The following is a 19209-nucleotide window of genomic DNA, read 5'->3' as shown; positions in this document are numbered from 1 at the left end:
AGCGACTCTCGCCTGGAGTCGGGAGGAGCCGCATAAGGAATGAGAAGGAAGGGACTCCTGTCGCAAGCTGCTCCTTGCTCTCCACCACCAGCGGCTTGCGACAGCCAGTCCCTTCGTCCCTGGGTACGGGCCTGGACGCTGCCTTCGACTTGGCTCTGCTCAGCCAGAGGTGTCGCGCTGGTGCAGCGCCAGGCCGGCGAATCATCTTGTCAGCTCAGTTGCAGGCCCTCCCTTTCGGTGTGTGCGCTGGTACACTGACCCTGACTAACCGCAGGGCACAGGCTCGTCGGCCCAGGGTCAGTCAGTCCAGTTGGCTGCTGCGGAACCGGACTCGCCGACTCGTGAATGCACTCCTGACAGCCTCGCGTAGGGGTGGATTAGCTGTCTGGCCAATCAGGCTGATAGCGAGACCCAGAGAGCCAGCGTTTCTCCTGGCGGTAGCGCAGGGGAGACAAGCTCAGGAGAACCGCGGGAGGGGAGGGAGAGCGCACTAGTGGTGCCGCCGCTCTCCCTGCCGCTCGCTCTCCCCATGCGCTCGTCCCTGCTGCCCCCTGGCCGCCTGGGCCAGGACAGCCCCCACGGAGAAGCCGACTCGTTTACGCGCGGGAATGGTAATCTGCTGCCCCCCACGGATGGATTTGACTTTGCGCGGAGCAACGGTGCGCAGGCTCCAGGTGCCGAAGCCCATCAGACGAACCTCGTGCCCACGAGCCAGTTCCTCGCGCACGACTTCGGTGAAGGCATCGATAACTTTGCCCGTCTCCTTGAGGCTGAGGCCGGCCCTGGCCGCCGTCTGGTGAATCAGCTCGTCTTTGCCAATGACACTATGGTGCTTTTCAGACGAGACAGTGGTCATATCGGTTATTCCCTCCTTGTGCTAACGAAATGGCGCTGCTGAAGGCCATTGCGCCGCAGGGCGCCCCTTCACAACGCTTCTTGACGCAACACACGTTCCCGGTTTCGGTGAGCGTCTTGGGTCTCTCAGCGACTCACCATGCTGCCGCATTATGTATGGGAATGGTGTTACCATCCATTTCCACTATACAGAGCCTCACCAAATACCGCAGGAGAAAGCTCCTAGCATTCCCCTTGACATGCTAGACAGGAGTGGTTAAACTTGTCTACAAGATGTCTAGACAGAATAGAGCCTATTTGCAAATCTGCGCTGCCCTTGAGGAGGAGATCCGCAGCGGACGCCTGCCAACAGGCCAGCGGCTACCGGGTGAGTATGAGCTAGCGCGGCGCTTTGGCGTCAGTCGCATGACCGTGCGGCAAGCGCTGGCGGAGTTAGCGCGCAAGCAGCTTATTCAGACGCGAGCTGGCTCAGGCAGCTATATCACCTTTGATCATCGGCCTCTGGACTGGAGTCAGGGCTGGTCGCGGGCACTGATGCGTCAGGGGGCGCAGGTGACGACGCGTGTGCTCTACTTTGGGGCGGTGGTCGAGCCCGAGCTGCGCGAGTGCCTGCAGGTGGAGGCGGAGCATTTCATTGCCCTGGACCGCCTGCGCCTGCTAGAGGGGCGTGAGCCAATCTCGCTAGAGCGCAGCCGTATTCCGCTAACGGCGCAGACGAGGGCCTTGTTGGATATCGATTTCGCCCATGAGTCGCTGATGGAGGCACTGACGGGGCGTTTAGGGCTGGTGCCTGCGACTGGAGAAGAGTGGGTAGAGGTGACGCGCCTGCGTACGGAGGAGGCCCATCTCTTAGGGAAGGCGATTGGGGAGGCGTTCTTGCTGAGCCGGCGAGTGACACGTGATCACGAGGGGCAGGTGATCGAGCATGTGATCAGTTTGCTGGACCCGTCGCATTTCCGCCTCTATATGACCTTTGAGCTGAACCAGAACGAGCGACCGCGGAGGTAGCAGCCATGCATGAAGCGCGCCGAGCAGCGCTACGCGACCAGCAAGAGATGATGCGCCGGGCGCAAGGGACCTTGCTGGGGCTGGCGATTGGTGATGCCCTGGGCATGCCAACGCAGATGCTGCCGCGCCCGGTGGTGGCCCGGCTTTTTCCGGTCCTGGAGGGGTTTGAGGCTGGCCCCTCGCAGAATGCCATCAGTGCTGGACAGCCGGCTGGTCGAGTGACCGACGATACGCAGCAAGCTCTGCTGGTGGCACGTCTGTTGGTGGAGGGCCAGGGCCATGTAGAGGGCGCGCGGTTCGTAGAGGAACTGCTCCGCTGGGCCGAGCAGGCGGAGGCCGATGGCAGTGAACAGCTTGGGCCATCGTCGCGGCGGGCCTTGGAGGCGGTACAGCGAGGAGCAGCTCCCGAGGAGGCCGGGCGGCGGGGCGATACTAATGGGGCGGCCATGCGCATTGCTCCTGTGGGGATTGCGGTGCCGCTAGAGCCGGTTGAGCGCTTTCTGGAGCGAGTTGAGGAAGCCTGCCGCCCAACTCACTTTACGGGCCTGGCGATCGCCGGGGCGGCGGCGGTAGCGGCGGTCATCAGCGCTGGTCTGGAGGGAGCAAGTTTCGTGGAGGCGGTCAACGAGGCGCGGCGTCTGGCACGTCTGGGGCAGGAACGGGGGGCCTATGTGGCGGGGGCCTCGGTGGCGGAGCGACTGGTCTGGGCGGTGGACCTGGTAAGCCAGTTGGATGAGGAGAGCGCGCAGGATGCGATTGTGGATCTGATCGGAACGGGAGTGGCGACGCAAGAGGCGGTGCCGGCGGCCTTTGCCATTGCACAGCGCTGGCGGGCTGATCCCTGGCGAGCCTGCCTGATAGCGGCCCGCCTCGGCGGGGACAGCGATACGATTGCGGCTCTGGTGGGAGCTATGCTCGGCGCCTGCTCTGGTTCAGAGGTTTTCCCTGTCGAGGCGCGCACCACGGTGGTGCAGGTCAATGCTTTGGACATCGACGGGTTGCTCAGCGAGCTATTGGCTTTGCGGACCCGCTTGCAACAAGAGGAGGTACGCCTGTGAGCGTGCAACAACAGCTACAGCCGGAAGCTGATCGTCCCTGGGCTATCGAGCTGCATGGCATCGAGCCGATTGGGGATGGTGAGCGTCACGGAGCGCCCACTGAACTGTTTTGGGTCTGGTTTGCCGCTAACATTGGGATCTTAGGCATTGTGTACGGTGGTATCTTGACTGCTGCCGGGTTGAATCTCTGGCAGAGTCTGCTGGTCGCTGTGGTGGGCTCAGCCGGATCGTTCGTGCTCGTCGGTGTGCTGAGTGTGGCTGGCAAGGTGGGGGGGCGCGCCAATGTTGACGCTATCACGAGCCCCCTTCGGGACGCGCGGCAATCTGGGTCCGACGCTCATCAGCTGGGTCAGTCTGGTTGGATGGGAGACGATTACGGTGATTACGGCTGCCTATGCCCTGCTCGGATTGCTGGGTTTGCTGGGGCTGCCCGCGACCCCTGTCTGGACACTGGCCAGCCTGGTGGTGGTAGCCGTGCTGGTGGTGCTTTTTGGCCTGCTCGGTCATGCGACGCTGGTCTGGATTCAACAGGCGGCGACCTGGATCTTTGGCCTGCTGACACTGGTGGTAGTGCTGTTCTTGCTGACAAAAACAGACTGGGCAAAGGTGCTGGCAGCTCCGCCAGGTCCCTGGGATAGTGGAGTGCTGGCAACGTTAAGCATTGTGATTGCAGGGACGGGGATCGGCTGGGCCAATGCCGGCGCTGACTATACTCGCTATCTGCCGCGTGCGAGCAGTGGCTGGGCTATCGTCGGTTGGACAGTACTGGGGGCCGCGCTCCCACTGGTGGTGCTGATTATGACAGGGGTTTTTCTGTCGAGCCGCTTGCCAAACCTGACGAGCGCGACTAACCCGATCACGGCCATTGGCCAGGAGCTGCCGCCCTGGATGGCAGCCCCTTATCTGCTGACGGCTGTAGGCGGCTTGATCGCCTCTGCCGATCTGTCGATCTATTCCTCGGGGCTGAATCTGCTGGCGCTCGGCGTGAGGCTGGAGCGCTACAAGACTGTCCTGATTGATGGGGTGCTGATGGTGGCCGGGGCTGCCTATGTAATGCTGGTGGCTCAGGATTTCTTCGGACCGTTTGAGAGCTTTTTGCAGCTGCTCTCGGATGGCTTGACAGCCTGGGCGGCGGTCTTTGTGGTGGATATGCTTCTGCGTCGCGGCTATGATGCGCGCGGTCTGATAGAGACGGGGCCCGGAAGCCCCTATTATTATCGAGCTGGGGTGAACTGGCGGGCGTTCATAGCCTGGCTGCTTGGCATTGTTGTGGGCCTGCTCTTTACGGTCTCGCCCTGGTTCACAGGTCCCCTGGCGCGGGGCGTCTTCGCCTCTAGCAGCCTTGGTTATCTGTTGGGCTTCGTGGTGAGCGCGCTCGTGTACTGGCTGCTGATCTTGGCTGGTGGAAGAAGGGACGTGCTGGAAGCCGCCGGCGGGCTGGCCCCGGAGGTGCCGGGGGGGGGAGGGATCGGCATGAGCCAGCTGCGACTGCGTCCCCGACGTTTGGTGCTGGTGGGGAGCGTGCTGGTGGATCTGCTGCTCTATGTGGATCGCCTGCCCGAGCGCGGTGGCGATCTGCTGGCGGAGCGTGCACTGCAGGCGGTGGGAGGAGGCTTTAATGTCCTGATTGGGGCGCTGCGGCTGGGGCTGCCGGCGGCTTATGCGGGCCGTATTGGGGATGGGCCAATGGGGCAACGGGTGCGCGCTGAGCTCGCGTCGGTGGGCATTCCGGTGCTGCTGCCTCCGGTGGAAGGGCGGGACACTGGCTTTGATATCGGCTTGGTTGAACCAGATGGCGAACGGACCTTTGTGACGGCGCCGGGCGTGGAGGCGGAGCTGAGCCTGCCTGAGCTGGAGGGGCTGGCCTTGCAGGAGGGGGACGCGGTCTACGTCTCGGGCTACGATCTCTGTTATCCTCTCTCGGGCGCGGCTCTGGAGGCCTGGTTGCCGGGTTTAGCGCCAGGCTGCCTGCTCGTGCTGGACCCGGGGCCGCTGGTGGCAACCATTCCGACGCAGCGACTGGAGCAGATCTTACGCCGCGTGGATGTGTTGAGCTTGAATGCGCGCGAGCTGCAGCTGCTGAGCGGCGAGGAGGAGCCAACCCGTGGGGCTGCGCGCCTGTGTTCACAACTTGCTCCCCAGGGAGTCGTGGTGGCGAGGGTGGGGGCTGAGGGCTGCTGGCTGGCGAGCGCTGGGGGGGTACCGTTGTTGGTTGCACCCAGGCCGGCGCGAGTGGTGGTAGATACGACAGGAGCTGGTGATGCCCATGTGGCCGCCTTTCTGGCGGCTCTGGCTGCGGGCCGGAGCCTGGAGGAGGCAGCCCACGAGGCCCATGTGGCCGCCTCGCTGGCGGTGGAGCGAGCCGGGCCGGCGACGACACCAACGCTGGTCGAGCTGGAGATGGCCCTGGCGGCAGGTAGAAAGAGCGGGGGAGTATGGGAATAAATTCCCCCCTGTGCGGGTTATCACTGGGTGGAAACGGGCGAAAGGCAGCCGGTAGCGGCGCTCCCGTCTGGTACAGGCCGTGCGCCGAGGGGAGCGACCTCGCCGGCAGTCAGGACAGTTGGTTGTACGCCATTCGCTCTCTGATCATTGCTGCAGAGGGGGGTGAGTGCCATGATGGTCATGACGCACTTCGATCCACTGCGCGAGATGATCAGCCTGCGCGAGGCGATGAACCGGCTGTTTGAGCAGAGCTTTGTCCGCCCGCTGTGGCGTCTGGATGGTGAGCCGCGTCCACAGCTGCCGCTGGATGTCTACGAGCAGGAGCAGGGTTATGTCGTCAGAGCGCTGGTTCCTGGGGTCCAGCCTGAGAATATCGGGTTGGAGGTGCAGGGCCAGAGCCTGGTGATCCGCGTCCACTATCCAGCGGCGGTGGAGGAAGGCCGACAGGTCAATTGGCTGCTGCATGAGATTGGCAGCGGCGCCTGTGAACGGGTGGTGACCTTCGAGCGTCCGATTGACGCTGAGAAGGTCGAGGCACACTATGAGCACGGTGTGCTGATCATCACGGTGCCCGTGGCCGAGGGAAGCTTGCCCAGGCGGATCAGCATCACCACTGCCGAGTCTGAGCGGCAGCCGGTGATGGCCTGAGAGCGGCCTCCTGCTCCTTCGCTCGGAGGCCCCGGCATGCTGATCGCAGGCCACTCTCCGATGATCTGGCTGTGATCTTCCTCGCTGTGCCTCCGGCGGGCACCCTGAAGTGCTCACTCAGGGTCCGCTACCCTCTTCCTCCCTCTTCATGCGCTCTCGCTTCCTGTGTCACTCCAGGCGCTGCAGAATGAGCGAGAGCAGCCTCGTCGGGTTCCCTTCAAAAAGGACCGGCGAGGCTGTTTTTTTGCGCAATCGGGGGTACCAGACGGGCAGCTCATCAGCCAGACCGCCGCTGCCGATAAGGATGCCGATGGGTTTGCCTTCGTAAATCAGGTTGGTGAATTCGTTGAGAGTGCCCCAGCCGCCGCTGATGATGATGCCGGCGTCGCTGTTGACCGTCGAGATGACGTTACGGTATTTCAGGCGAGCACCCCAGTCCTGTTCTGCCGTAGCTGGGGTCAGGCCGAAAAGGTCGTGGTAGCTGGGGGGGACATAGATCAGACGGCGGTAGATGCCAATGTCGTCCTGGGGGTAGGCGCGGCGATGCTCATCAAGGTTGAGGGCCGGGGTGAAGCCCCAGACCTCAGCCCCGTGCTCGAAAGCAGTTTTGGCCACGGCGTAGGGCATACCGCTGCAGGCGCCGGTGATGACGATGCAGCCATGTGCGGCCAGGGCCTGGCCCAGCTCGCGGGCCAGGCCGAGGGCGCGCTCGCTCTCGACGATGTTGGAGCCATAGACACCGATCTTGAAGGCCATGCTTTTCTCCTCCTCTGTGTGGTGGCGAATTGGGCTGCGCTACCAACCGGGATAGGTGAGGGCAGTGCTTTGCCTGGCCATTGCTATTGTAGCCTTCTTGCTCTTGCTCTGGTCAAGTCAAGGAAGAAGGCCCTCGTTGGCAATCTCGGAGGCCACATAGTAGCGCAGTACCATTGCTGGCGAGTTCCAGCCGCCGGCTTGCTGGAGCTGGGCCAGGTTGCGCTGGTGGCCGGCGTGGTAGGTCGCCCAATAATGGCGACAGTCGTGGGGGGAGAGATGATCGATGCCAAGCTGGTCGCCGAGGTCTTTGAGCAGGTACTCAACGAGGCGCGTGCTGATGTGTCGACCCTTGTAGCCTGGGAAGAGGTAGCGCTCGCCGGCGACGTCGGGTAAGTAGGCACGTAGGGCCTGCAGACAGTCGGCAGACAGGCGATGCGTCTGCTCCCGGTCGACCTTTTCACGGTAGAAGCGCAGGAGACCACGGCTGAGCTGGACGTCCTTGACCTGGAGCGCGACCAGCTCGCCGACGCGCAGTCCGAGATCGAGCAGGAGGCAGAGGATGACGCGGGCGCGCCGTCCCTGGGGGGTGTTGGGATCATGGCAGCGCTTGAGCCAGGCAACCTGCTCCTCGGTCAGGGGGTTCGGTTCGGCTTTTTTGGCACCGCGCCGCGTGATGGGACGCTGGCGGTCAATGTGGCGCCCCTCCTTATGGCGATAGCCCTGGACACGGCTGATGCGATAGAGTTCTTCCTGACTGAGCACACCGGCATCAGCAGCCAAACGGCAGTAGCGCTTGAGGGTGGAGAGACGCACGTTCATGGTATCGATGGCGTAGCCCTGGCGCTCCATCCAGCTGAGAAAGAGCTGGATCAGACCGGCAGTGACAAAGCGCCAGGTCGAGGCTTCCAGAAAGAGGGCCTGGGTGAGAGTGGCGACGTCTGCTTGCAGGGCGACCCCCGTGGTGCGGACACCAGCTTCGAGACAGAAGGTGGCGAAGGCTTTGAGATCCCAGAGCTGGCGAATGCGCGTGTTATGGGCCTGCCGCCGATGGTAGCGAGCAAAGACCTCGTGCTGAGCATACAGATCAGCGATGTCCGCGATGCGCCGCAGGAGGTCCAGGTCCTCGCCTGCCAGGGTGCCCAGACCCTTCCTCTCCTCTTCAGGAGCACCGGGCTGTTCCTCTCGCTCGCGTACGATCCCTGTCAGCATGGGCTGCGCCGGGGGGAGCAGGGCCGTACGCTGCTGCCCTGGAAGGCGGGAGGAAGTTTTCTTCTTGCTCATATTGTTCTCTATTCGGCTAAAATATATATTTGTCTTTATATGAAGTATAAGCGTGGAAGAGAAGGTTGTCAAGGGTTGGTGGCCTGTGATCCTTTAGGAAAGAGAGTCTACTCTATCGGGGCTTCGAGGAGGCCTAACGGGCGTTCCGTGTCTTATAGTCTGCCATGCCATCACCTATCTCCCGCCCACAGATCGCCAGCGCAGGCAGCTCTCATCTCTTTCTTTCCCCTTCACTGCAACCGACGTTTCTGAGGGAGGGGGGTGAGGTGAAGAAAAGAGAAGAGAAAACATTTGAAGGGCGGAGGCAGCCATTGACAGTCCACGGCCTTCTGGAGGCTGAGCTGGGCCGGTGCGTTTCTCCGTATCACAGCCCGGCGTGGAATCAGTCAGCGAAGGCGAAGGGTGCACTCCCCAAGATGGAACGCAGGCTGAAAGACGCCGGGGCCAGGGACCAATTTCGTATTTCTCCGAATAATACGAAATTTTGAAGATGGCCACAAAAGAGCTGCCACCTCCGACTCCGATCTCGGTCCTCCTGTGCCCTTTGTTCAGCCCCCACACCCCGGCAGCAAGCTCCAGCGGCCCGCCAGACCGCGCGATCCGCGCGCAGCCGCAGCCTCCCGTGGCAGAATCGGCCAAAGATCACCCAGGATCTGCCTATATCCTCTGCTTGTGGGGACGCTATACTCTCTTGCAGAAAGCCACGGTTCCTGTCCTGACTCACGCAGGACAGTAGACCTGGCTGCCGCTCTTCCCGGTGAAGAAAAATAAAAATATTGAGATTAATAGAGATGAGAGGTGAATCGTGCAGTATGCCAGATTAGGCAAAAGCGGTCTGGAAGTCTCCCGCATCTGTCTTGGCTGCATGAGCTTTGGTGACCCCAATCGCTGGATGCATCCCTGGGTTCTGGACGAAGAGCAGAGTCGGCAGATCATCAGGAAGGCTCTTGACCTGGGCATCAACTTCTTTGACACCGCCAATGTCTACTCACTGGGAGCCAGCGAGGAGATCCTCGGGCGCGCCCTGAAAGACTTCGTCAAGCGCGATGAGGTTGTCATTGCCACCAAAGTCTTCTTCCGCATGCGCGAAGGACCGAACGGGGCTGGTCTCTCGCGCAAAGCCATTCTCAGCGAGATTGATCACAGCCTCCGGCGCCTTGGAACCGACTACATCGACCTCTATCAGATCCACCGCTGGGACTACCAGACCCCGATTGACGAAACAATGGAGGCACTCAACGATCTCGTTCGGGCCGGCAAGGTGCGCTACATTGGGGCTTCAGCCATGTACGCCTGGCAATTCCAGAAAGCGCTCTTCGTCGCTGAGCGGCATGGCTGGACACGCTTCGTCTCCATGCAGAATCACCTCAACCTCATCTACCGCGAAGAAGAGCGCGAGATGCTCCCGCTCTGTCGCGCCGAGGGCATTGGGGTCATTCCCTACAGCCCGCTGGCATCCGGCAGATTGGCGCGTGAGGCCTCGCAGCCGCCGACCAGGCGCGCCGAAACCGACCAGGTGGCCCGACGCAAATATGACGCCACTGCTGCCGCCGATCAGGGGATCATCGAGCGCGTCGGCGAGCTAGCTGGCAAATACGGCGTGCCCCGGGCACAGATCGCCTTGGCCTGGCTGCTGCAGAAGGAGCCAGTGACTGCCCCCATTGTCGGCGTCACCCGGATCAGCCAGCTGGAAGAAGCCGTTGGCGCCCTCAACGTTCATCTGAGCGCTGAAGACATCGCCTATCTCGAAGAGCCATACATCCCTCACCCGGTCGTCGGTCCCGAGTAAGCCGCCGACACAGCTGTGACCTGTCCGGTCGCGAGGACAATGAGGCTGTATTAGAGCCATAGCCAGAGAGAGCACAGGAGGAGGCTGCCGCACCGTTTGCCTAGCCGGCGGCGGCCTCCTCCCACAGCTCGGCCAGCCAGCGCCGCGCGCGTCGCAGCCAACCCGGCCAGGCGCTGGCCCAGGCCGGCGCTCCAACAGATCATCGACCTGCTCCTGGCTCTCACCTGCGTCCAGCGCTGCCTCCTCGGCAAAGAAGAGATCCTCCAGCGGGCCGTTGACCGTCAGGATGGGCACCGTCAGCGTCAGGGCCTCTGCCAGGCAGGTCGCTTCCTGCCCCTGGGGAGGCGCGATCGTCCCATAGCCCCGCAAGAATGCCCGTGCTCGCTCCGGCTCCAGTCCCCGCGCCACCAGCGGGCGTGTCTGACCCGTCCCCGGCTGCCAGTCCAAGGCACTGAAGGCAAAGAGCGCTGCCGCCACCTCCAGAACGCGCTTCTCCCAGCGCGAGGCATAGAAGCCCGAGACTGAACATACCCCCTCAGCATTGAAGCGCAGATGCAGCGCCTGATAATCTCCATGAACGTGCAGCTCGGGCACTCCACGAGCTGCCCCCAGAGTCATCATCGCTGCTGGCAGCACTGTCTCCCACTGCTCGACCCAGGTTTGCAGGGCGCTGGCAATCGCTCCCACCTCGCAGCGCTCGGCCCGCTCACGGGCCAGATTGAGCCAGCCCTGGACCAGCCCGCCCGCCTGTAGCTCCGAGGGCCAGCGGTGCTGCGGACCTGGGAAACGAAAAGACGCCTCATGCAACTGGCCCAGCATTCTTCCAGCGGCCTCAACCCAACGCAGCCCGCGAGTCCCGGCGCTCGTGAAGTCCTCCCCATCCAGCCACTGCTGCAGCTCGAAGCACTCCTCCCCCAGCGGCAGACAATAAGACCCCGCTGGCGTCTGGCGTAGCGCTGGCACCGGCAAACCGGCCAGGCGCAAGAAACGCTGAAAGCGATAGCAATGCTCATGATCCTCGCCAGCTGGTCCCTCCGGGCGCGGGCGCAGCAGATAGCGCTCGCCCTCAACCTCCAGCAGCAGGCCCAATGGCTCAGGGCTATAGGGGGACGTCAACAGCTCCAGGGGCTGCCAGGACGAAGAAAGGCCGAAGCCCTCCATGATTCTTTGGAGATCAGGCCCGCTGATCCCCGGCCAGCTCCCACCCTCATCCCCTACAGAGTCAGAGGAGAAAAACCCCTCCATCAGCATGCCTCACAGTCCAGCAAGCAGAGGCAAAGCCCCATTACACTTCCGCAGGCAGATCGGGGCGTAGGCCCCATTCATTCCAGGAACCATCATAATTTGTCAGATGAGGATAGCCCAACAGAGCCAGGCTGAAGAGGACGACCGTTGCCGCCACTCCACCATTACAGTAGGCGATCACTCGCTCCTCCGGGCGCAGCCCGGCACGCGCAAAGACCGCAGCCAGCTCCTCATTGCTGCGAAACTGGCCCGTCTGTGGATCGACCAGCTCCTCACGCGGGATATTGATGGCCCCCGGAATATGGCCCGGACGGCCAGGACGGCGCACCACCCGCCCGCTATACTGCCCGACATCGCGCGCATCGATCACCTGGATACCCGCCTGTCCCAGTGCGGCCAGTACCTCCTCAGCCGTGGCCCGCAGTTCTGGCTGCACACGCGGCGTAAAGACCGCCGGCGGATACTGTGGCACGTCCGTCGTCACCGGTCGCCCTTCGCGCAACCAGCGCGAGAAGCCTCCGTTCAAAACGCGTACCTCGTGATGGCCATAGTAGGTCAGCGCCCACCACAGGCGTGTCGCAAACTGCGAGGCCGGATGCGCGTCATAGGCCACCACCACATGCTCATCGCCAATGCCTACCCGTCCCAGGACCTCGGCAAAGCGTTCCGGCGGGGCAATCTGCGCCTTTACCTCGCTGTCGGGATCAATAATATCGCTCGTCCAGTCAAGATAGACCGCGCCAGGGATGTGACCCCGCTCATACTCAGCACGCGCCCCTTCATACAGCGCCTCCTGCTCACCTGCGCCGCGCTCCACCGTCCGCACATACCCACGCATATCCACAATGCGCAGCTGTGGATCATGCAGGTGCTCCTCCAGCCAGGCCGGCTCAACCAGCAAGCGGTCACGCTGCCCACTCGTCATTGTCGCAAAGCCTCCTTTCTCCCGTCACCAGGAGAACAGCCGCGCCGCCTCCGGGTTCTCCGTGCTCACAAAGTGGGCCGGTGTTCCCAGCACCTCGAAGCGCCGCACCCCAGTGATACGCATTGATGGCGAAGGCGTCTGTGTCGTCAGATAGCGCTGAACCGTCAACCCGAGAGGCCGCGCCAGTACCAGAGCCGCAGTTGTCGCCAGCACCACATTATTGAAGGTATTGAACGGGCGCCGCATGCGTGCCACCGTCATCGCCGACAGGCCGCTCAGCAAACCTGCCACGGCCAAATTCGTGCCACAGCGCTCGTGGATCGCCAGCTCTGGCTGCGTCGTACGCAGCAAGTGCAGCGCCTCTTCAGCCGCCGGCAGCACTTCCTCGGTTGGCACATTGCCAAAAACCACAAAGCCCAGCGCCGAAGAGACCCCCGAGAAACGCACCTCCGGAAACTTGCGGCTCAGCAGCACGATCGTTGCATGCTCCAGTGCATGATTTTGGCGTACAGCGCTGCCCAGCAGCAGCTGCTGCAGTGCCGCATTGAGCGGATTCAACGAAACCATCGCTCGTTACCCTTTCCGAGCAAGGAACAGACCAGCCTGAACAGGGACTCCATCAACCAGCCAGGCAGCTCTGTCAGCCTTGCCTGCTAGGAGCAACAGCTCCTCTTGTCCCTACTATTTATAAACTATATGAAAGATCAAGCGTTCATCGCCGAACTGGATCAGATCGCCATCGCGCAGTACCGTCTGCTGAATGCGCTCGCCGTTCACCAGGGTGCCATTGGCGCTCTGCAGATCCTCCAGGTACCAGAGGCCATTATCGAACCAGAGTCGAGCATGGCGACGCGAGACCGTGCGACCGGCAATAATGAAATCATTGCCATTTGTGCGCCCAATCGTCGTCACATCCTGATGGAAGCGGAAAGAGCGACCGGCGAGCGGTCCACTCTGCAACGTCAAGCTGGCCAGCACCACCCGCCCCTGAGCATCGACATAGCGATCCTTTACGGCCTTGCGGTCGGCCAGCTCATAGCCGCAGGTCGTGCAGAACAGGCGTGTACTTGGGTTAGGTGTACCGCAGCGGAAGCAGGAGAGCGTCACCGTCGGGAAAGGGGTGCTCGAAGGGGGACGGGGTAGAAACGCTTCTCCCGGACCCTGACCAGTTGTTGACCCGCTGATAACGCCAGGGGCCGCGGGCAGGCCAGAGGAAGGAAAGGAAGGAGGAGCGGACTGCGCTCTACCCCCAGGAGAAGCGGGCCACGTCCCTGGCTGTGCCGAGAGCAGCGTAGCCGCAGACCCGCTGCTGTCGGAGAGGGCAGGGGGCATAGTTGACAACCGCCATGCGCGTGGCATGGGCAGGCGGGCAGCATTCAGCGCAGCCACCAGGGCCTCCGCCATCTCCTCAATGGACTGGTAGCGGTCGGCAGGCACCTTGGCGGTCATCTTCACAACGACCTGCTCAACCACTGCTGGCACCCCTGCCTGACGCAGCGGATCGATCGGCAGCGGCTCCTGCAAGTGCTTCAGCGTCACACTGACCGGATTCTCCGCCGTGAAAGGCACCCGTCCTGTCAGACATTCGAAAAAGACGATCCCCAGAGAGTAGATATCGCTGCGCTGATCGACGGCCTGACCGGTACTCTGCTCTGGCGACATATACTGTGGCGTCCCGATGCCCACCCCAGCGCGCGTCAAATGCGTCGTCCCCTCCAGGATTTTGGCAATCCCAAAATCAGAGAGCAGCAGATGCCCATCGCGGCGCAAGAGCATATTGCTCGGCTTCACGTCGCGGTGTACAATATTATGGCTATGGGCACAACGCAATCCCTCCGCTGCCTGCAGCAGAAAGTCGACAGCCTCCACCAGCGAGAGCGAGCGGCCCTTCAGGCGGTCCCGTAAGGTTCCACCGTCGACATACTCCATGACAATGTAGGTGATCTTATCCTGCTCGCCAAAGTCGTGGATCTGCACAATATGGGGATTCACCAGCTTAGCGACCGAGCGTGCCTCCTGCTCAAAGCGCTTGACAAAGACCGGATCATGAGCGTAGCGTGCCGGAAGCACCTTGACGGCCACATAGCGATCGAGCGAGGGTTGATAGGCTTTAAAGACCGCGGCCATTCCGCCCGCCCCAAGTGGCTCTACGATACGGAATTGACCCAGGGACCGCCCAACGAGGGTCTGGAGATCATCGGCGCGCCCCCGCTGCCGAGCATAGGGATTCTCTGCTGGTTGCATAGCCGGCTCATTTCCTCGATTCCTGCCATCGGTCGAACGACTCCAGAGCGCTCCCCTTCCCCTTTTCCCCTCCCCAGCCAGCCAGGCCTGCCCGCTCCTGCCTTGCTTACGCTGACAGAACGCTCGCGAAGCACAGTCCCTCTCCCTCCCCCTGGCAAGGAGGGCGGGCCGAGCGCAGACAGCACAGCTTTGATTATCTCCTAACAGGCCGTCCCTGTCAATCGAAGCAAACACCCTGTCCACGATCCTGAGCTCCCTGCAGCCTTCCTCTGTCTGCGACCGTCGACCCGCCATCTACCTCGCCTGTCACGACAGACCGCCTGTCCGCCCCCTAGCCTTCCAACAACAGCCGCTCTGGATCTTCCAGCAGTTCCTTAACCCGGACCAGGAACTGCACCGCCTCGCGGCCATCGACCACGCGATGGTCATAGGAGAGCGCCACATACATCATGGGGCGCACCACCACCTGTCCGTCCACCACGACAGGACGCTCCTGGACCTTGTGCATTCCCAGGATGCCAACCTGCGGTCCGTTGAGAATCGGCGTCGAAAGCAGCGAACCGAAGACCCCACCATTGGTGATGGTAAAGGTCCCTCCCTGCAGGTCCGTCAGCGTTAGCTCATTATTACGCGCCCGCCGCGCCAGCTCCGCGATCTCCCGCTCGATCTCCACAAAGCTCTTGCGGTCAGCATCGCGCACTACGGGCACGACCAGCCCTTCATCTGTGCTGACGGCGATGCCAATGTCGTAGTAGTGCTTGACCAGGAGCTCGCGCCCCTGTAGCTCTGCATTGAGATAAGGGAAAGCCTTGAGTGCTCCCACAACTGCCTTCGTGAAGAAGGACATAAAGCCCAGCGAGATGCCATAGCGCTGCTTGAACTCCTCGCGGTGGCGCGCCCGCACCGCCAGAATAGCGCTCATGTCGACCTCATTAAAGGTGGTCAACATCGCTGCCGTGTGCTGGGCCTCGACCAGACGCTGGGCGATGGTCAGGCGCCGGCGCGAGAGCCTGATGCGCTCCTCTCGCCGTGGCTCCGAGATCGGCAGCGGCGGCGGCTCCAAGGCTGGCCCCGTCGCTGCTGTGCGCTCGCCTGCTGCGGGTACCGCTGGGGTCGCCGTCGCCGTTGTTCCATCCCCTCGACTCGGAGCAGCAGTCACGGATTGCGCTGACTGCTGCTGCCCCGGCGACTGGCCCTGGCCTTGCTGGAGCGCCTGCTGCTGCTCCAGATACTGCAGGACATCGTCCTTAGTCACTCGCCCGTGTGGGCTGCTGCTCCTGACCTGCGAGAGATCAATGTTGTACTCAGCGGCAATGCGACGCGCCAGTGGCGAAGGAGGCCGTTGCCCATCGGCAAGACGCGAACCCGACGCTGCGCTCCCCGGCTGGACTGCTGCCTGCTCCTGCCGGGCCTGGGCCGGTACCGCACGCGAGGTCGGGGCCCCGCCAGCCGTGGACGCCGCACTCACCCCCTCTCCCACAGCTGCCTCAGCGAGACGAGCCAAAACCTCCCCAACGGCTACATCCTCTCCCTCGCGCTTCAGAATCTCTGCTAGTACGCCGTCATGCTCCGCGGTCACCTCAACGCTCACCTTGTCGGTCTCCAGCTCCGCCAGCACTTCGCCCTGACGGACCTGCTCCCCCTCGTGCTTGTACCAGCGCGCTACCGTGGCCTCGACCACCGATTCGCCCAGGGTCGGAACACGAATATCTATCGCCATCTTCTCATTCTGCCTTTCCTGCTGCAGTGCTGACTGTTGCTTCTGATGAGTGCAGAACCTTTCTCAGCGGACGAAGAAAGCCAAAGGCGAGCCAGCGCGCTGGCGCTCTTCAAGCGCGCTGGCTTCTCCTGGCCTATTATAGCATCGCCAGGCATGGCCTGCCCGGTCGATCTGGCCTTGGCCTGGCTTGCTCCGCCGCTGCCGGTGCCAACGCTAGCGCCGACGCTTGCCTGCCGGCGTCCCAGCGGCGCGCTTTTCCTCCAGCAGGCCGCCCTCACCGAGCAAAGCCCCCTCGATCAATGCGCGCTGTTCGGCCTCGTAACGATCCATGAAGCCGGTCGCCGGGCTGGCGCTCTCAGGGCGTGCCAACACCCGCAGCACTGCCTGGGGTGCGGAAAGCGAGGCGAGCAATCTCTGCAGGCGAGGCGCCATATAACTCCAGGCTCCCATATTGAGCGGCTCCTCCTGGACCCAGACCAGCTCTTGCATGGAAGGATAGCAGCTCAACACCTGCAGCAGCTCCTCCTCTGGCAGCGGATAGAGCTGTTCCACACGCACTACCGCCACCTCGCTGGCCCGAGACCGCTGCTCGCTTGCCAGCAGATCGATGGCCATCTTCCCGCTGCACAGTAACACCCGACGAATGGTCTGCGCCCGTTGCTGCGCCTCAGCGTCATCGAGCACCGGCAGGAAGCGCCCGCTCGTTAGCTCCTCCAGTCTCGCCGCGGCCAACGGATGGCGCAGCAGACTCTTGGGGGTGAGCACCACGAGTGGCAATGGATGACGCTGGAGACTATGCGCCTGCTGGCGCAGCAGGTGGTAGTATTGGGCCGCTGTTGAGCAGTTGGTCACTCGCCAGTTATGGCCCGCCGACAGCTGCAGGAAGCGCTCCAGACGTGCGCTCGAATGGTCTGGCCCCTGGCCCTCATAACCGTGCGGCAGCAGCAGCACCACCGACGAGTTCTGGCGCCATTTGGCCCGTCCTGCAGCAATGAACTGGTCGATAATGACCTGGGCCACATTGGCGAAGTCGCCGTACTGGGCCTCCCACAGCACCAGCGCCTCCGGTGCATGCACGCTATAGCCATACTCGAAGCCCAGCACCGCCGTCTCGGTGAGCGGGCTATTGTAGATGGCGAAGCTGGCCTGCGCCTGTGAGAGATGCTGCAGCGGCACATAGCGCTCACCTGTGTGGCTATCGTGCAGCACTGCATGGCGCTGACTGAAGGTGCCTCGCTCGGAATCCTGCCCGCTGAGGCGGATCGGAATGCCATCGGCCAGGATCGAAGCGAAGGCCAGGGCCTCGGCATGGCCCCAGTCGATGCTTCCCTGCTCCAGCGCATCGGCACGGCGCTGCAGCACGCGCGCCAGACGCTGATGCACGGTGAAACCCTGGGGCCAGCGCAGCAGCTCACGGTTGAACTGGCGCAGCTGCTCCGCAGAAACAGGCGGGGCAGGCTCTAGCTCCACAGCCAGGCCGTTCTGCCCATTCCCCCCCAGTTGCTCGAAGCGCTGCGGGTCCTCGTCCACCTCCTGCTTCGCCCGGCGCAGTGTCGCAAAGGCCTCCTCTACCATCTGCTCGCATTCCTGAGACGTTACCAGTCCCTGCTCCTGCAGGTGTCGGGCATACAGCTCGCGCACTGTCGGATGGGCCCGGATCAACTCGTAGAGCTGCGGCTGAGTAAAGGCCGGCTCATCGCCCTCGTTATGGCCCCACCGCCGATAGCCCACCAGCTCAATCAGGATATCCTTGTGGAACTCATCGCGGTAGGCATGGGCTAGGCGAATGGCGGTCAAGGCCGCCTCGGGGTCGTCGGCGTTGACATGGATAATGGGGATACTGAAGCCCTTGGCCAGGTCGCTGGCGAAGAGCGTTGACCGGCTCTCCTGGGGTTCCGTCGTAAAGCCGAGCTGATTATTGAGAATGATATGGATAGTACCCCCGACCGAGTAGCCCTGCAGATGCCACAGATTCAGCGTCTCGGCGACCACCCCCTCGCCCGGGAATGCGGCGTCGCCGTGGATCAGGATCGGCAGGGTTTCATCCGGCTCCTGACGCGGCGCCCCGGCTCGGTCACGGCGCTCCTGAGCCGCGCGCGTCATGCCCTCCACCACTGGATTCACAAACTCCAGATGGCTGGGATTGGGGGCCAGGATGACCTTGAGCGCCAGCGAGCGCTCACCGCCCAACAGATGCTCTGCGCCAAGGTGATATTTCACATCGCCGCTCCAGCCGAAGCCGAAGGTATCGGTCAGCGGCACCCCCTCCTCATGGCGCGTGTGGGCGAACTCTGCCAGAATAGCCTGGTAGGACTTCCCCAGGACATGGGCAAGCACGTTCAGACGCCCGCGGTGGGCCATGCCGATGATGACCTCCCGCGTCTCTGACTCCAGCGCGCAGCGGATCAGCTCATCCAGCATCGGCACCAGAACATCGCAGCCCTCGATCGAGAAGCGCTTCTGGCCTGGATAGGTCTGGTGCAGGAAGCGCTCGAAGACCTCAACCTGGGTCAGGCGCTGCAACAACTGGCGACTGCTCTGCGGGCTGAGACGGCGCTGGAAGAGTTGCAGCCCCACGGCATCGCGCAGCCAGAGACGCTCATGGGGACTCTTGACCTGGTCGAACTCGTAGCTGATGGTCCCTGAGTACATGGCGCGCAGGCGCTGGATAGCCTCCAGGGCATTGCGCGCTCCCTCGGCGGCATGCCCGCCAACGACACTGGCCGGCAGTTGGGCCAGATCCTCTTCGGTGAGGCCGTGGCTTTCGGGCAATAAGGCCGGATCGCCCTGTGGCGGTCGCCCAAGAGGATCAAGCTGGGCCGCCAGGTGACCACGCTCACGGATGGCATGGGCCAGCGCCACCGCCGCCACTACTTTCTCTACAGCAAACGGCGCCCCCTCTGCCCTCCCCGGAGCCAGGGCCTCCCCTTCCGCGAGAACCACCGGCCTCCAGCGAGCAAAGATGGCACGCGTGTTCTCATCTACTGACGAAGGATCAGTTCGATAACGTTCATACAGATCGAGCACATAGCCTGCATTTGGACCATAAAATGTCTGTAAATTATCCATCGGTTTCCTTTATGCGGCTTGACACAGAGTGATGAATATGGCATACTCAACGCGGTAGCCTCTATCCACCGAGAGCGAACACAAGCACAGTCCAGACAGATGCGAAGAGGGAGCCAGTAGGCCGCTTCCCTGGTGACAGAGAGTCCGGGCAAGGTGAGAGCCGGAT

The 19209-nt window shown here is 62.7% G+C and carries 13 protein-coding genes and 2 pseudogenes; 6 read left to right on the top strand and 9 right to left on the bottom strand.

Going from position 1 to position 19209, the window contains the following annotated elements; translation table 11 throughout:
- Positions 1–490 precede the first annotated feature (490 nt).
- Positions 491–856 (bottom strand): HU family DNA-binding protein, encoded by a 366-nt coding sequence (locus A4R35_RS03455; RefSeq protein WP_052889087.1) that lies wholly within the window; start codon positions 854–856, stop codon positions 491–493.
- 272 nt (positions 857–1128) lie between these two features.
- Here A4R35_RS03455 and A4R35_RS03450 point away from each other — a divergent pair, with 272 nt between their 5' ends.
- From A4R35_RS03450 to A4R35_RS03430, 5 genes and pseudogenes are all read left to right on the top strand, one after another.
- Positions 1129–1863, top strand: coding sequence for a GntR family transcriptional regulator (locus A4R35_RS03450; RefSeq protein ID WP_112426568.1), 735 nt, complete (start codon positions 1129–1131; stop codon positions 1861–1863).
- A gap of 5 nt (positions 1864–1868) precedes the next feature.
- The gene (locus A4R35_RS03445; protein WP_223258172.1) at positions 1869–2921 is read left to right on the top strand and encodes an ADP-ribosylglycohydrolase family protein; all 1053 of its coding nucleotides are present in this window, start codon (positions 1869–1871) and stop codon (positions 2919–2921) included.
- A pseudogene (locus tag A4R35_RS25230) lies at positions 2918–3136 on the top strand (cytosine permease); the annotation flags it as partial. The gene A4R35_RS03445 and the pseudogene A4R35_RS25230, both read left to right, overlap by 4 nt.
- 67 nt (positions 3137–3203) lie before the next feature.
- The gene (locus A4R35_RS24945) at positions 3204–5366 is read left to right on the top strand and encodes a PfkB family carbohydrate kinase (protein WP_262982316.1); all 2163 of its coding nucleotides are present in this window, start codon (positions 3204–3206) and stop codon (positions 5364–5366) included.
- A 171-nt stretch (positions 5367–5537) separates the two neighbouring features.
- Positions 5538–6014 (top strand): Hsp20/alpha crystallin family protein, encoded by a 477-nt coding sequence (locus tag A4R35_RS03430; protein ID WP_112426566.1) that lies wholly within the window; start codon positions 5538–5540, stop codon positions 6012–6014.
- 168 nt (positions 6015–6182) lie between these two features.
- On the opposite strand, the gene A4R35_RS03425 is transcribed toward A4R35_RS03430, so the two are convergent.
- Together A4R35_RS03425 and A4R35_RS03420 are read right to left on the bottom strand one after the other, a co-directional pair.
- Positions 6183–6770 carry an SLOG cluster 4 domain-containing protein gene (locus A4R35_RS03425; RefSeq protein ID WP_112426565.1) on the bottom strand — a complete coding sequence of 196 codons (588 nt, stop codon included), beginning with the start codon at positions 6768–6770 and terminating at the stop codon, positions 6183–6185.
- A gap of 117 nt (positions 6771–6887) precedes the next feature.
- On the bottom strand, positions 6888–8051 hold the full coding sequence (locus A4R35_RS03420; RefSeq protein ID WP_112426563.1) for a tyrosine-type recombinase/integrase: 1164 nt from the start codon (positions 8049–8051) through the stop codon (positions 6888–6890).
- A gap of 805 nt (positions 8052–8856) precedes the next feature.
- Between A4R35_RS03420 and A4R35_RS03410 the strand changes: the two genes are divergently transcribed.
- The gene (locus tag A4R35_RS03410; protein ID WP_112426559.1) at positions 8857–9840 is read left to right on the top strand and encodes an aldo/keto reductase; all 984 of its coding nucleotides are present in this window, start codon (positions 8857–8859) and stop codon (positions 9838–9840) included.
- A gap of 387 nt (positions 9841–10227) precedes the next feature.
- On the opposite strand, the pseudogene A4R35_RS24580 reads toward A4R35_RS03410, so the two are convergent.
- From A4R35_RS24580 to A4R35_RS03380, 6 genes and pseudogenes are all read right to left on the bottom strand, one after another.
- Positions 10228–11001 (bottom strand): annotated as a pseudogene (locus tag A4R35_RS24580) (phosphotransferase); the annotation flags it as partial.
- A gap of 124 nt (positions 11002–11125) precedes the next feature.
- Positions 11126–12010, bottom strand: coding sequence for a sulfurtransferase (locus tag A4R35_RS03400; RefSeq protein ID WP_112426555.1), 885 nt, complete (start codon positions 12008–12010; stop codon positions 11126–11128).
- Between the two features lie 24 nt (positions 12011–12034).
- The gene (locus A4R35_RS03395) at positions 12035–12577 is read right to left on the bottom strand and encodes a DUF6391 domain-containing protein (RefSeq protein WP_112426553.1); all 543 of its coding nucleotides are present in this window, start codon (positions 12575–12577) and stop codon (positions 12035–12037) included.
- A gap of 114 nt (positions 12578–12691) precedes the next feature.
- Entirely contained in the window at positions 12692–14254 is a 1563-nt protein-coding gene (locus A4R35_RS03390) for an FHA domain-containing serine/threonine-protein kinase (RefSeq protein ID WP_189361273.1), read from the bottom strand.
- Between the two features lie 331 nt (positions 14255–14585).
- Positions 14586–15974 (bottom strand): 2-oxoglutarate dehydrogenase complex dihydrolipoyllysine-residue succinyltransferase, encoded by a 1389-nt coding sequence (gene odhB, locus A4R35_RS03385; protein ID WP_112426549.1) that lies wholly within the window; start codon positions 15972–15974, stop codon positions 14586–14588.
- 213 nt (positions 15975–16187) lie between these two features.
- Positions 16188–19043 carry a 2-oxoglutarate dehydrogenase E1 component gene (locus A4R35_RS03380; protein WP_112426547.1) on the bottom strand — a complete coding sequence of 952 codons (2856 nt, stop codon included), beginning with the start codon at positions 19041–19043 and terminating at the stop codon, positions 16188–16190.
- Positions 19044–19209 lie beyond the last annotated feature (166 nt).

The sequence above is a fragment of the Thermogemmatispora tikiterensis genome, assembly GCF_003268475.1.
Taxonomy (GTDB): domain Bacteria; phylum Chloroflexota; class Ktedonobacteria; order Ktedonobacterales; family Ktedonobacteraceae; genus Thermogemmatispora; species Thermogemmatispora tikiterensis.
The sequence above is the reverse complement of the archived record's forward strand: the minus strand, read 5'-3'. Positions and strand labels throughout refer to the sequence as shown.

Excerpts from the sequence above, each read along its gene's own strand:
- A4R35_RS03455 (WP_052889087.1), bottom strand. The coding sequence starts at position 856 with ATGACCACTGTCTCGTCTGAAAAGCACCATAGTGTCATTGGCAAAGAC.
- A4R35_RS03450 (WP_112426568.1), top strand. The coding sequence starts at position 1,129 with ATGTCTAGACAGAATAGAGCCTATTTGCAAATCTGCGCTGCCCTTGAG.
- A4R35_RS03445 (WP_223258172.1), top strand. The coding sequence starts at position 1,869 with ATGCATGAAGCGCGCCGAGCAGCGCTACGCGACCAGCAAGAGATGATG.
- A4R35_RS24945 (WP_262982316.1), top strand. The coding sequence starts at position 3,204 with ATGTTGACGCTATCACGAGCCCCCTTCGGGACGCGCGGCAATCTGGGT.
- A4R35_RS03430 (WP_112426566.1), top strand. The coding sequence starts at position 5,538 with ATGATGGTCATGACGCACTTCGATCCACTGCGCGAGATGATCAGCCTG.
- A4R35_RS03425 (WP_112426565.1), bottom strand. The coding sequence starts at position 6,770 with ATGGCCTTCAAGATCGGTGTCTATGGCTCCAACATCGTCGAGAGCGAG.
- A4R35_RS03420 (WP_112426563.1), bottom strand. The coding sequence starts at position 8,051 with ATGAGCAAGAAGAAAACTTCCTCCCGCCTTCCAGGGCAGCAGCGTACG.
- A4R35_RS03400 (WP_112426555.1), bottom strand. The coding sequence starts at position 12,010 with ATGACGAGTGGGCAGCGTGACCGCTTGCTGGTTGAGCCGGCCTGGCTG.
- A4R35_RS03395 (WP_112426553.1), bottom strand. The coding sequence starts at position 12,577 with ATGGTTTCGTTGAATCCGCTCAATGCGGCACTGCAGCAGCTGCTGCTG.
- A4R35_RS03390 (WP_189361273.1), bottom strand. The coding sequence starts at position 14,254 with ATGCAACCAGCAGAGAATCCCTATGCTCGGCAGCGGGGGCGCGCCGAT.
- odhB (WP_112426549.1), bottom strand. The coding sequence starts at position 15,974 with ATGGCGATAGATATTCGTGTTCCGACCCTGGGCGAATCGGTGGTCGAG.
- A4R35_RS03380 (WP_112426547.1), bottom strand. The coding sequence starts at position 19,043 with ATGGATAATTTACAGACATTTTATGGTCCAAATGCAGGCTATGTGCTC.